Annotated in this window: 13 protein-coding genes; 5 read left to right on the top strand and 8 right to left on the bottom strand. The window is 59.8% G+C overall.

Annotation, left to right across the window (positions count from 1 at the left end):
- Positions 1-69 precede the first annotated feature (69 nt).
- Both purL and RRH01S_RS03320 read left to right on the top strand, forming a co-directional pair.
- On the top strand, positions 70-2,301 hold the full coding sequence (purL, locus tag RRH01S_RS03325; protein ID WP_012651575.1) for a phosphoribosylformylglycinamidine synthase subunit PurL: 2,232 nt from the start codon (positions 70-72) through the stop codon (positions 2,299-2,301).
- A gap of 17 nt (positions 2,302-2,318) precedes the next feature.
- Positions 2,319-2,552, top strand: a complete 234-nt coding sequence (locus RRH01S_RS03320; RefSeq protein ID WP_004108912.1) for a BolA family protein — start codon at positions 2,319-2,321, stop codon at positions 2,550-2,552.
- On the opposite strand, the gene RRH01S_RS03315 is transcribed toward RRH01S_RS03320, so the two are convergent.
- Both RRH01S_RS03315 and RRH01S_RS03310 read right to left on the bottom strand, forming a co-directional pair.
- A complete protein-coding gene (locus RRH01S_RS03315; protein ID WP_042469931.1) occupies positions 2,538-3,737 on the bottom strand; it encodes a membrane protein in 1,200 nt (399 codons plus the stop codon). The two genes, RRH01S_RS03320 and RRH01S_RS03315, sit on opposite strands and share 15 nt — an antisense overlap.
- 153 nt (positions 3,738-3,890) lie before the next feature.
- Positions 3,891-4,199 carry a hypothetical protein gene (locus tag RRH01S_RS03310; RefSeq protein ID WP_007696326.1) on the bottom strand — a complete coding sequence of 103 codons (309 nt, stop codon included), beginning with the start codon at positions 4,197-4,199 and terminating at the stop codon, positions 3,891-3,893.
- A gap of 377 nt (positions 4,200-4,576) precedes the next feature.
- Here RRH01S_RS03310 and grxD point away from each other — a divergent pair, with 377 nt between their 5' ends.
- The 3 genes from grxD to RRH01S_RS03295 all read left to right on the top strand — a co-directional run bounded on the left by grxD (position 4,577) and on the right by RRH01S_RS03295 (position 7,579).
- Positions 4,577-4,912 (top strand): Grx4 family monothiol glutaredoxin, encoded by a 336-nt coding sequence (grxD, locus tag RRH01S_RS03305; RefSeq protein WP_007696329.1) that lies wholly within the window; start codon positions 4,577-4,579, stop codon positions 4,910-4,912.
- A 140-nt stretch (positions 4,913-5,052) separates the two neighbouring features.
- Positions 5,053-6,285, top strand: coding sequence for a multidrug effflux MFS transporter (locus RRH01S_RS03300; RefSeq protein WP_012651579.1), 1,233 nt, complete (start codon positions 5,053-5,055; stop codon positions 6,283-6,285).
- Between the two features lie 13 nt (positions 6,286-6,298).
- Complete coding sequence (locus RRH01S_RS03295; RefSeq protein WP_042470029.1) at positions 6,299-7,579, top strand: multidrug effflux MFS transporter; 1,281 nt, start codon at positions 6,299-6,301, stop codon at positions 7,577-7,579.
- A gap of 26 nt (positions 7,580-7,605) precedes the next feature.
- Here RRH01S_RS03295 and RRH01S_RS03290 read toward each other — a convergent pair whose 3' ends face one another.
- From RRH01S_RS03290 to rpsD, 6 genes are all read right to left on the bottom strand, one after another.
- Positions 7,606-8,526, bottom strand: coding sequence for an adenylate/guanylate cyclase domain-containing protein (locus tag RRH01S_RS03290; RefSeq protein ID WP_042469930.1), 921 nt, complete (start codon positions 8,524-8,526; stop codon positions 7,606-7,608).
- 93 nt (positions 8,527-8,619) lie between these two features.
- A complete protein-coding gene (locus RRH01S_RS03285) occupies positions 8,620-9,444 on the bottom strand; it encodes an inositol monophosphatase family protein (RefSeq protein ID WP_042469928.1) in 825 nt (274 codons plus the stop codon).
- 17 nt (positions 9,445-9,461) lie between these two features.
- Complete coding sequence (locus tag RRH01S_RS03280) at positions 9,462-10,289, bottom strand: inositol monophosphatase family protein (protein ID WP_042469926.1); 828 nt, start codon at positions 10,287-10,289, stop codon at positions 9,462-9,464.
- Positions 10,290-10,382: 93 nt separating this feature from the next.
- Positions 10,383-11,255 carry a tRNA 2-thiocytidine(32) synthetase TtcA gene (gene ttcA / locus RRH01S_RS03275; protein ID WP_042469924.1) on the bottom strand — a complete coding sequence of 291 codons (873 nt, stop codon included), beginning with the start codon at positions 11,253-11,255 and terminating at the stop codon, positions 10,383-10,385.
- Between the two features lie 59 nt (positions 11,256-11,314).
- A complete protein-coding gene (locus RRH01S_RS03270; protein WP_007696344.1) occupies positions 11,315-12,244 on the bottom strand; it encodes a glutaminase in 930 nt (309 codons plus the stop codon).
- Positions 12,245-12,315: 71 nt separating this feature from the next.
- A complete protein-coding gene (gene rpsD / locus RRH01S_RS03265) occupies positions 12,316-12,933 on the bottom strand; it encodes a 30S ribosomal protein S4 (protein WP_007696347.1) in 618 nt (205 codons plus the stop codon).
- Positions 12,934-13,021: the final 88 nt, after the last annotated feature.

Below are 13,021 nucleotides of genomic sequence, written 5' to 3'. Positions count from 1 at the left end.
TGCGCTAAAGAGACCCCGATCCCCTGACCGGCCTTCAAACCCTTTACAGGCAAGGACCTTCGAGCGCCCATGACCCTTTCGAATACGATCCAGATCACCCCGGAACTGATTGCCGCCCACGGCCTGAAGCCGGACGAATATCAGCGCATTCTGGATCTGATCGGCCGCGAGCCCTCCTTTACAGAGCTCGGCATCTTCTCGGCCATGTGGAACGAGCACTGCTCTTATAAATCCTCGAAGAAGTGGCTGCGCACTTTGCCGACCAAGGGACCGCGCGTCATTCAGGGACCGGGCGAAAATGCAGGCGTGGTCGACATCGATGACGGCGATTGCGTTGTCTTTAAGATGGAGAGCCACAACCATCCGTCTTATATCGAGCCCTATCAGGGTGCGGCGACCGGCGTCGGCGGCATCCTGCGCGACGTCTTCACCATGGGCGCCCGCCCGATCGCGGCGATGAACGCCCTGCGCTTCGGCGAACCGGATCATCCGAAGACCCGCCACCTCGTTTCCGGCGTCGTCGCCGGCGTTGGCGGTTACGGCAATTCCTTCGGCGTACCGACAGTCGGTGGCGAAGTTGAGTTCGACGCGCGCTATAACGGCAATATCCTCGTCAACGCCTTTGCGGCCGGCCTTGCGAAATCAAACGCCATCTTCCTGTCTGAAGCCAAGGGCGTCGGCCTGCCGGTCGTCTATCTCGGCGCCAAGACCGGCCGTGACGGTGTCGGCGGCGCGACGATGGCATCGGCGGAATTCGACGAATCGATCGAGGAAAAGCGCCCGACCGTTCAGGTCGGCGACCCCTTCACCGAAAAGTGCCTGCTGGAAGCCTGCCTTGAACTGATGCAGACCGGCGCCGTCATTGCTATCCAGGACATGGGTGCCGCCGGCCTCACCTGCTCCGCCGTCGAAATGGGCGCCAAGGGCGACCTCGGCATCGAGCTCGATCTCGACAAGGTGCCAGTGCGCGAAGAGCAGATGACGGCCTATGAAATGATGCTGTCGGAAAGCCAGGAGCGCATGCTCATGGTGCTGCAGCCGGAAAAGGAAGCCGTCGCCAAGGCGATCTTCGTCAAGTGGGGCCTGGATTTCGCCATCGTCGGCAAGACCACCGACGACCTGCGCTTCCGCGTCATCCATCAGGGCGAGGAAGTCGCCAATCTGCCGATCAAGGATCTTGGCGACCAGGCTCCGGAATATGACCGTCCCTGGCGCGAAGCCGACAAGCGCGCCGCCCTGCCCGCCAATCTCGTCGCAGCACCCGAAGATTACGGCCAGACACTGCTGTCGCTGGTCGGCTCGGCCAACCAGTCCAGCCGTCGCTGGGTCTACGAACAATACGATACACTAATCCAGGGCAACTCCCTGCAGCTTCCGGGCGGCGACGCCGGCGTTGTCCGCGTCGAAGGTCATCCGACCAAGGCGCTTGCCTTCTCCTCCGACGTCACGCCGCGCTATGTCGAGGCCGATCCGTTCGAAGGCGGTAAGCAGGCCGTTGCCGAATGCTGGCGCAATATCACCGCGACAGGTGCTGAGCCGCTGGCCGCGACTGACAATCTGAATTTCGGCAACCCGGAAAAGCCCGAGATCATGGGTCAGCTCGTCGGCGCCATCAAAGGCATCGGCGAAGCCTGCCGCGCACTCGACTTCCCGATCGTCTCGGGCAATGTCTCGCTCTATAACGAAACCAACGGCGTCGGGATCCTGCCGACCCCGACGATCGCCGGTGTTGGCCTCTTGCCGGATTGGCAGGCGATGGCACGTATTGGTTCTGCCTCCGAAGGCGATCGCATTATTATGATCGGCGTCGATGGCAGCCATCTCGGCTCTTCCATCTATTTGCGCGATATCCTCGGCTCGACGGACGGTCCGGCCCCGGAGGTCGATCTCTTCGCCGAACGCCGCAACGGCGATTTCGTCCGCTCCGCCATCCGCAATGGCCAGGTCACCGCCTGCCACGACATTTCGTCGGGCGGTCTCGGGCTGGCACTCGCCGAAATGGCCATGGCCTCGGGCAAGGGCCTGAACATCGATCTTGGAGAGTGCAAGGGCCTGTCGCATGCCCTGCTCTTCGGTGAGGATCAGGCGCGCTATGTCATTGCCGTGCCCGCCGATGTCGCCGATTTCGTCTGCATCAACGCCGAAAGCGCCGGTGTGCCTTTCCGTCGTCTCGGCACAGTCGAGGGTGACGCGCTTGCCATTGACGGCCTGCTTTCCGTTTCCGTTCAGCAGTTGCGTCAGGCGCATGAATCGTGGTTTCCTGCCTTCATGGATGGCAGCGCGCTCGCTGCTGCCGAATAGAATGAGGTAAATCACTGATGCCAATGAATCCCGGCGATATCGAAGACATGATCAAGGCCGGCATTCCCGGTGCCAAGGTGACGATTCGCGACCTGGCCGGGGATGGCGATCATTATGCCGCCGAAGTCGTGGCCGAAGCCTTCCGTGGCAAGAGTCGCGTGCAGCAGCACCAGATGGTCTATGACGCATTGAAGGGCAATATGGGCGGCGTGCTGCACGCCCTCGCGCTGCAGACCTCAGCGCCCGACTGAGGAAATCCGGACGCTGTCACTGCCGGGGCCGAAAGCCAGCTCCGGCATATCCGTCTGCGTGAATGCAGCAAAACTGGATGCCGGCAACGGCCCGGCCGTCAGGAGCGTGAAATCGAAGGGAGCTCGGACATCCGGTCCGAGCACATATTGCCTGTGTACGCGCAGGAAATCGCGCTTGATCTTGGCATAGTGCTTCGACGACAGCATCTTCTTGAAGCGAATGAACTGGATCGTGGCCTGCGGCGCATCAGCATGTCCGCAGACCGCGGCGACTTTGGCTTTGTAGAAATGGATCGCATCCGTCAGACAGTGAACGTCGAGCCAGAAGATCTCCTGACAACGGGCCAATAGGCCTACTCGCGAACGCAGCGTCACGGCCGGCCGCATCAATGCACATTGCAGGATGGCGCTGCCAAGTGTCGTGAACACGATGCGTTTGCCCTCAAACAGCGCCGGCTCCCGTTCGAGCAACAGCCCGATCACATGCGCGGCAACACTCGATCCCATGCTGTGCGAGGAAATGACATACTCATCCGCCGGCTCATCAAGCGCCTGACGCGCGCTGATAGCACAGGCTTCGATCCATTGCTCGGCGCCAATGCCGTTCAGCCCCGCCATGGCGACAGCCATCTCCCAGTCGGCGAAGAGATGCAGCGTGTGCAGCCGCTCGGCCTGGGGCAGGAAGACGTAGATGAAGAAGGCCACCGCCAGCGCGATGCTGCCGATATGGCTCCAGGACGGAAGCCCGAGGAGAGAGGGCAGAACGGCGATGGACAGGCTGAAGAGCAGCCCGACCAGCATCAACAGGAACGGGAAGATAAAAAAGAGACCGAAGCGCCAAGCGTGCCGGAAATAGCCTGTCATGCCACCGGAGGCCACAACCCTCCCGGCTGCGAGATAGCCATGCCGCAGTCGCGTGAAAAACGGCCTGCCATTGAGCTTTGCGACCAGATCATTGTGATCGAGGATATGGACGCGGCTATGGGTCTGCCAATCCGCGCCCTTGGAATTCACATCGAAATACGGCGCCCTGCCGAAGTTTTGCAACGAATCGACGGCCACCGAAAAATCCCACGCGGCGGCACTTTGCTTCGCCGAACGCTCATAACGCGCCCTATGCAAGGACGCATCCAAAGGCTCAAAGCCAGGGAAGTGAAGGACCACCCTCTTTTCAACGTTACGCATAATGTACTTGGTTCCCCGGGCGCACGGACGGCATCGCATCAATATCAGAGACCGCCAACATCATGACCAGCCGGCTTTTTCATGGCAGACCGCGATGAAAACTGGCGAAGAAGTTCTCACGGCATGATTAAGGAAGCCTCTACGTCAGCTACGTCAGCACTCCCGGCCTGAATAGGGCGAGTAATCGGCGCAGGGATCGGCCGGCGGCGCGGTCATGATCCTATGGATCGCCTGGGGCTGCGGCTGAACCTGCGGCGCCGCTGTCGTGGTCGTCGCACGGTAACCAAAGGCAATACTGAGCATAAGAACGATGGCGCTGACCGTGACAGCACTATTCAGTATCGATGCCTTGGGGGTTCGGACATGCTCATAATATTCCCGCTCGCCGTCGCTCGTCTCGCTGGAACCGTAAAAATCGCGTTCCTCGCCGACCTGGCCGTCAGAATAGTGATGATGGCTCATGATACCCACTCCCTAAAATGCAATGCTCGCAAGGGGACAGGTACCCGTCATGCACGCCCCTACAGACGCGCCTCAAAAACTCTCTCGCCACCGAATCTAAAAAACCCAGCAGCGTAATATTAAGCGTCCCTTGCTTCTTTCTATATGTGTTGTTCGGTTTCCGAGTTGAAGAAGCGATTTCAAAACGCACTGTTCAAAAAAAGGTGATAATTCCAACGCGGCGCCATCATTCGGGACCAATGTTGCGCGAAAGCCCATTCATGCGATGAAAAACATTCGGGCACGTTATTGCGGCTGGAAATCGAACCTTCTCCTTGCTATTTAAGGAAAAGATTTGGAGCTGCGGACCTTGACCCCGCATGTGAAAGGACTGGAATATGAGCGGCATCAACGAATTCATCGAAAATGAAGTGAAGACCAACGATGTCGTTCTCTTCATGAAGGGCACCCCACAGTTCCCGCAATGTGGTTTCTCGGGCCAGGTGGTCCAGATCCTCGACTACATCGGCGTGGACTATAAGAGTGTCAACGTTCTGGCTGACGCGGAAATTCGCCAGGGCATCAAGGACTATTCCAATTGGCCCACGATTCCTCAGCTCTACGTGAAGGGCGAGTTCATCGGCGGCTGTGACATCGTGCGCGAAATGTTCCAGGCGGGCGAGTTGCAGCAGCATCTTCAGGAACACGGCATCAGCGTTCGCGGCGCCGCCTGACCGGTCACCGGGCACTCTCGTCCGGTTTCCATAGTCCAATTCGATTGATAAGGCGCTGCCGCCGGGTAGCGCCTTGATATGTTTATGGGAATAAAACCGTGACGAACCCATCCCCAGCCATGTCCCATTGGCAATTGCCCATGGGCAAACGCGAGTTTATAGCGCTTGCGGCTTTTCTGATGGCGATCAACTCGCTGGCGATCGACATCATGCTTCCCGCCCTTCAGCAGATCGGCTCCTCACTCGGCGTCGAAAACGAGAACCACCGTCAATATGTGGTGACCGCCTATCTGATCGGTTTCGGTTCGGCGCAGCTTTTCTATGGCCCCTTGTCGGACCGATTCGGCCGCCGCCTGCCGCTGTTGATCGGCCTTATCGTCTTCATCGTCTCCGCTTTCGGCATCGCACTCATCCCGTCCTTTGCCGGCCTGCTTGCCCTCCGCTTCATCCAGGGCCTGGGCTCGGCGGCAACGCGCGTCATCACCATTTCCATTGTCCGCGACATCTTCGGCGGCCGCCAGATGGCCGAGGTCATGTCGCTGATCATGATGGTCTTCATGATCGTTCCAGTCATTGCGCCGGGAAGCGGCCAGATCATCATGCTGGTGAGCACCTGGCACATGATCTTCGTCTTCATCGCCACCATGGCGACCCTCGTTGGCATCTGGATGTATTTCCGCCTGCCGGAAACACTGAAGCCAGAGAATGTCCGGCCCCTGACCGTAAAGTCCGTCGCTGCTGGCTTCCGCATGGTTCTCACGAACCGTGTCGCGCTGTGCTATACGCTCGCCAGCACCTTCCTGTTCGGCGCGCTGTTCGGCTTCATCAATTCGGCACAGCAGATCTATAGCGGCATTTATGGACTGGGCGTCTACACACCCGTCGCCTTTGGCGGCGTGGCGGTGTTCATGGCCCTGTCGTCCTTCATCAATTCGCAGCTCGTCGGCCGCTTCGGCATGCGGCGGCTGTCGCATGGGGCACTCTTCGGCTTCTGCCTCGTCACCTTCATCTGGTTGATAGTGCAGCTTTACGGCCCCGCGCCGATGCCCTTCCCACTGTTCATGGTCTTTTTCGCGCTGGCGATGTTCCAGTTCGGCCTGATCGGCTCGAATTTCAATTCGCTGGCGATGGAGCCGCTCGGCCATGTCGCAGGCACCGCCTCCTCCGTACTCGGTTTCATGAGCACGGTCGGCGGCGCATCGATTGGTGCCGGCATTGGCCAGTATTTCAACGGCACGGCAACGCCAATGGTCGTCGGCTACTTCACCGTTTCACTGATCGGCATCGTCTTCGTGCTGATTGCCGAGAAGGGACGCCTCTTCCAGCCACACAATGCGCCACCGCCGGCCGATCAATCCCTCGCCCTTCATTGACAGGCATTTTTACATGATCTCGCCCCAAGCAAAATCAGCGGAGCCCACCGGCTCCGCACGTATCGGCCTCGGCATCGTCGAATTCGTCATCATCATCGCACTGATGACGGCGAGCATTTCACTCGGCATCGACAGCATGCTGCCGGCCCTGCCGAATATCGGCCAGTCGCTGGCAGTCGCCAATCCCAACGACACACAGATGGTCATTGCCGTCTATTTTCTCGGCTTCGGCATCTGCCAGCTATTTTTCGGCAGCCTGGCCGACGCCTATGGCCGGCGCAATATTCTGCTCGGCGGCCTCGCTTTCTATACGGTCGCGTTGTTTGCCGCCGCCTGGAGCGGTAGCCTGACCATGCTACTGGTGCTGCGCTTCACCCAGGGCGTTGGCGCCGCAGCCGTGCGGATCACCACGCTGGCGATCGTGCGCGATTGCTTCGGCGGCCGCGAAATGGCGCAGGTCATGTCCTACGTCACCATCGTTTTCATGATCATGCCGATGGTCGCGCCTGCCGTCGGTCAGTTGATCGTCGCCTATTCGAACTGGCAATGGATCTTTATCGCGCTCGGCATCACCAGCGCCATTCTCCTTCTTATCGCATTCTTCCGGATGAAGGAGACGCTGCCGGACGATGAGCGACTGCCACTCTCCGTCAGTTCGGTCATATCCGGCTTCAAGACGGTGCTGACCAACCGCATCACCTGCGGCTACATGATCGGCCTGACGCTCTATACCGCCGTTATCTGCGCCTATATCGTCTCGGTTCAGCAGGTGTTCGGCGAGGTCTATGGCCTCGGCGAGTGGTTTCCGATCGCCTTCGCAGCGACAGCGGCGGGCACAGCGGTCGCGCAGTTCGCCAATGGCTATTTCGTTCGCAGCTTCGGTATGCGGCGCATCTCCCATGCCGCCATGATCATCTTCACATTGCTTGGAGCCTTCGGCTATGTCGTCGGAATGGCCGGCATGCCGAGTTTCGTGTTCACCTATGTTCTGATCTCGGTGATGCTGATGATGTTTGCGGTCATCACCACCAATATCATGGCCATCAGCCTCGAGCCGATGGGACACTTGGCGGGAACCGCTGCCTCCATAACCAGCTCGGTCTCCACCACCGGCGGCGTGATTCTTGGCGGCATTGTCGGTCAAATGTTCAACGGCACGCCCCAGCCGTTAATCGCCGGCTTCACCATTTTCGGTGCGCTATCGATCCTTGCGACGCTTTGGGCGGAAAGAGGCAAGCTGTTCACCCATCCCGGCGACAGCCCGAAGCTGGAGCCCGGCATGGGTCACGTCTGATCAGGGATCTCCGGTGCGGCAGCTAATCAAATGTCGCCACGCGGACGCCTGACCCAGCGCATAGCGGCAACGATGGCCAAGCCCAGCAGTGGCCATATTGCCCACGGCGTTCCATGCCAGGACAGAAGGTTGATGCCGATGAGACCGACACCGATCACGGCGAAAGTGGCAAGCTGAGAATCTATCTGCCTGTTCGTTCGTGCCCATCGTAGGCCTGCGGCGAAGGCAAGACCGAGCAAGGGCCATCTTGCCCAAAAATCGCCATGCCAGGTGAATGCGTTGACCGCCAGCACGGCAATCGCAGCCACCGCCAGCGTACCGTAAACCTGGGCGAATCCCGCAGCAGGTCCGGCGTTCGCCGCCGCTGGAGCCCGAACCTCTTCACGAATGCTGCGAGGGTCCGGCGAGGCACTGGCCGCCTGCGGCGCGCCGATCCGCACAGCATAGCTCGCCACGCCGCCGTCGATGTTCTTGACCTCCAGCTGGCCAAGAAAATCGAAGCCGACAGCAACCTTGTTGCGAACCTGATCATAGACCGTGTTGGAAATCACGATGCCGCCAGCCGCCGCGCAGGCCTGAAGGCGGGCGGCAATGTTGACGCCATCACCATAAAGATCGTTGCCTTCGGCAATCACGTCGCCGAGATTGAGCCCGATGCGAAACAGCATCTGCGTATCCGGATCGCTTTTCGCATTGTAGCCAGCGAGTTCATTCTGGACATCAACCGCCGCGCGCAATGCCTCGACGACACTGGGGAATTCGGCGAATACCCCATCCCCCCAAGTGTTGACGACACGACCACCATGCGCTTCGATGAGGCGCGCCATCGCATCGCGATATCGTTTGAGCGTTGCGAGCGTGCCTTCCTCGTCGTTTCGCATCATGCGGGAATAATCCTGCACGTCGGCACAGAAGATAGTGGTCAGCTTGCGGCTCGTCTCGGACATCGGCCTCATCCCAGCGGCAAACTCCGCCAGAAGACGGTTGCCTGTCGCGGGTGAAGATAACGCTGCGCCCACGACTTTCCAAGAGGCACCATCTCAGACGGTGAAGACCTCTTGCCGCAGCAGGTCCCATGACGGCTTGTCCACAGCAACCAACAACCCGCCATCAAGATGATGCGGGAGATAGGGCGAACCGTCGAAGCGCCTGACATAGGCGCCCGCTTCCTCGGAGATCAGCGCGCCAGCGAGGTGATCCCAGGGCATGAGCTTATTGTACATGAGATAGTGGACATGCCCGCCGGCAAAGGTGCGGTATTCATGGGCCGCACAGCGATAGTTGGTGATAAACCGCACCTTGGCGAGGTTGCCCAGGATTTCGGCACGTTTGCCCGGCGGCAGATAACCGGTGGAGGCCATGCCGACCATCTCCTCCAGGGCAACTGGCTTTGCTACGGAGAGGCGCTGCGCCTCGCCATCCGGCCGGCGCAGCCAGGCACCGCTGCCCTTTTCCGCCAGCACCCAATCATCGCCCATCGGGTCGAAGATGATGCCCGCTACGGTCTCGCCTTTCGAAACCACCGACGCCATAACGCCGAATGCTGGAATGCCGGCGGCGAAATTGAATGTGCCGTCGACCGGATCGACGATGATGGCCAGATCCGCAGCCTGCAGCTTGTCCAGCAGCGCCGGATCGGCGGCGACCGATTCCTCGCCGATAAACAGCGCCTCGGGCCACAACCGCTCCACCTCGACCTTAATCATCCGCTCGGCCTGTTCATCCGCTTCCGTCACCAGATCGGTCGCCTCGCTCTTGGCGCGGATATCGTTGCTGCCGAGCCTACGGAAGCGCGGCAGGATTTCCGCCTTTGCCGCCTGGCGCAGCAGATCGGCAAGGGTCGTCACGTCAACATGTGATGTCATGGTGCAGTCCTTTCCTGTCAGGCGCCGACGATCTCGCGGCGGATGATCCGCCAGCTTTCCTCATCCGGAGCCGAAATAATGCCACCCGTCGTCTCGCCGGGCCGGTAGGGCGTGCCGTCAAATTTCGCCGTGAAGCCACCGGCTTCCTGGTGCGCGAGCACGCCGGCCAGATGATCCCAGGGCATCAGTTTCGAATGGCCGATGAAATGGATCCTGCCGGAGGCAACCATCCAATATTCATAGGCCGAGCAGTTCAACGCAAACCCCATGCGTATCTTCGCCATATTGGCGCTGATGCGGGACCGGTCCGGCTCGTCCATATGGCCCCAGGAGATCAGGCCGGTCATATCGCTCAATGGAACGACCGGGGCGACTGCAAGCCGGCTTGCCTGCCCGTTACGCCGCCGCAAATAGGTGCCGGCACCTTTCACAGTGGTAACGGTATCGCCGAGCACAGAATCATGGATGATCCCGGCGATCGTCTCGCCCTTGGCGACGACGGCGAGGATCGTTCCGAAGACCGGCAGGCCGGAGGCGAAATTGAAGGTGCCGTCGACGGGATCGATGACAAAGGCAAGATCCGCATGGGCCAATGCCGGCACGACGGATCTGTCCGCCTCGTAGGCTTCCTCCCCGACCACGAGCGCACCGGGAAAGCGTGCTTTCAGTGCCGCCGTGATGCGCTTCTCCGTCAACAGATCGGCTTCCGTTACCAGATCGACGGCGGAGGTTTTTTCGGAAATATCGCCTGCTCCAAGATTGCGGAAGCGCGGCAGAATTTCAAGCGCCGCAGCCTCGGCCACGGTCGCCATCAGATAGTCGAAGTCTGGATCGGAGAGGGTCATCGATGATCTCTGCAGAAAGAGGATGGCTCCCCTTATGCCCGATTCGATGACAGCCTTGTGGCAAAACCAATTAAATCGAGTGCAGGCGACGACTTAGGGCTTTTGCGCCATCAGCGCCGCAAAATCGAAAAGCTTCGGATCGAGCAGATGCGACGGGTTCACATGCGCCAGAGCCCGCAGCATCGTATCCTTGCGGCCGGGCATGCGACGCTCGATATCACCAAGCATGTCTTTCATCGCATTGCGCTGCAGGCCGTCCTGCGAGCCACAGAGATCGCAGGGAATGACCGGAAACTGCATGGCGGCGGCGAATTTGGCAAGATCGTCCTCGGCGGCGTAGGCGAGCGGGCGCAATACCATCAGGTCGCCCTCATCATTGAGGAGCTTCGCCGGCATCGAGGCCAATCGGCCGCCGTGGAAGAAATTCATGAAGAAAGTCTCGAGAATGTCCTCGCGGTGATGGCCAAGTACCAGCGCGTCACACCCTTCTTCGCGGGCGATGCGATAGAGGTTGCCGCGACGCAAGCGCGAACAGAGCGAGCAATAGGTCGCACCCGCCGGCACCTTTTCCTTCACGATGGAATAGGTGTCGCGATATTCAATGCGGTGTTCGACGCCGATCTTTGTCAGATATTCGGGCAGGACATGCTTCGGGAAATTCGGCTGGCCCTGATCGAGATTGCAGGCGATCAGCTCCACCGGCAGCAAGCCGCGCCATTTGAGATCGAGCAGGATCGACAGCAGCCCATAGGAATCCTTGCCGCCGGACACACCGACCAGCCAGCGCTTCTGGCCCTTCAGCATCTGGAAATCGTCCAGCGCCTGGCGCACCTGACGCAGCAGGCGCTTGCGCAGCTTGTTGAAGGAGACCGAACGCGGTGCATCGGCGAACAGCGGATGGGCAGCATTGCCGCCTTCTTCCGCGTCTATATCAAGCTCGTCCGCCACTGTTGTTGCGATATTCATCTTATCATCCCTCAGGCCTTGCGACGCTGATAGCAGAAAGCGCAGTCAAAGACACGGCATCAATCGCCGAAGACCGACCATCCGGTCCGCGCGGCAAGCATCTCCAGCGCCACCGCGCCGAGTTGCGAATTGCCGACCTTATTCAGCCCCGGCGACCAGACCGCGATGGAGCCGATACCCGGCGCCACCGCCAAGATACCACCGCCAACGCCGCTCTTGCCGGGCAAGCCGACGTGATAGGCGAAATCCCCGGAACCGTCATAGTGGCCGCAGGTCAGCATCAGCGCATTGATACGCCGCGCCCGTTTCGGCGAAACGACGGAATGGCCGGTGATCGGATTGGTGCCGCGCGCCGCGAGATAAAGCCCAGCCTTGGCGAGCTGCTGGCAGCTCATCGACACGGCACATTGATGGAAATAGACGCCGAGCACATGTTCGACGGGATGGTCGATATTCCCGTAGGCGCGCATGAAATTGGCGAGCGCGAAATTACGGAATCCGGTCTGCGTCTCGGAGCGCGCCACCTTATCATCGATGGTGATCGACTCGTCATCGGCGACATAGCGCACAAAGCGCAAAAGCTCGCCGATCGCCTCGCGTGGCGCGTGGCCCGACAATACGACGTCGCTGACAGCGATCGCGCCGGCGTTGACGAAGGGATTGCGCGGAATCCCCTCTTCGCGCTCAAGCTGGACGATGGAGTTGAACGCGGTGCCGGAGGGCTCGCGGCCCACCCTGTTCCACAGGCTCTCACCCACCTTGCCGAGCGCCAGCGTCAGCATGAAAACCTTGGAAATGCTCTGGATGGAGAAAGGCACATCGGCATGGCCGACGCTATGGATATTACCATCCACCGTTGCGATCGCCATGCCGAACTGGTTCGGATCGACCTTGGCAAGCTCGGGAATATAGTCCGCAACTTTGCCCTCGCCGAGACGTGGCGAAAGCTCAGCATGGATGCTGTCGAGAACTGCCTGCAAATCCGCCATGATGATCTCCAGAAAGAAAAAAGCCGCCCGGAAGGAGCGGCTTTTCCATTCGTAAGAAAGATATCCGCTGATTAACGCGAATAGAATTCGACGACCAGCTGCGGTTCCATGACGACTGCGTACGGTACGTCAGCGAGGGTCGGAACGCGAGCGAAGGTCGCAACCATCTTGTTGTGGTCAACCTCGATGTAGTCCGGAACGTCACGCTCTGCGAGCGAAACCGATTCCAGAACGATCACGAGCTGCTTCGACTTTTCGCGAACTTCGATAACGTCGCCAGCCTTGCAGCGGTAGGAACCGATGTTGACGCGAACGCCGTTAACCGTGACGTGGCCATGGTTGACGAACTGACGGGCTGCGAAGACGGTCGGAACGAACTTGGCGCGGTAGACGATCGCGTCGAGGCGCGATTCGAGCAGGCCGATCAGGTTTTCCGAAGTGTCGCCCTTGCGGCGGTTGGCTTCGTCGAAGGTGGCGCGGAACTGCTTCTCGCGCAGATCGCCATAGTAGCCCTTCAGCTTCTGCTTGGCGCGCAGCTGCACACCGAAGTCCGAAAGCTTGCCCTTGCGGCGCTGGCCGTGCTGGCCCGGGCCGTATTCGCGACGGTTAACCGGGGACTTCGGACGACCCCAGATATTTTCGCCCATACGGCGGTCAATTTTATACTTGGACGATTCGCGCTTGCTCATCGCATTTCCTTTCAAAGTGTTTTAGCGGCTTGTTGCCAAACCGCGAAGGAAACACGCCCTCCTCTGAACTCCGTTTTCGAGCTCTGAC

Origin of the sequence: Rhizobium rhizogenes NBRC 13257 (assembly GCF_000696095.1) — a bacterium.
In the GTDB taxonomy this organism is placed as follows: Bacteria; Pseudomonadota; Alphaproteobacteria; order Rhizobiales; family Rhizobiaceae; genus Rhizobium; species Rhizobium rhizogenes.
The sequence above is the reverse complement of the archived record's forward strand: the minus strand, read 5'-3'. Positions and strand labels throughout refer to the sequence as shown.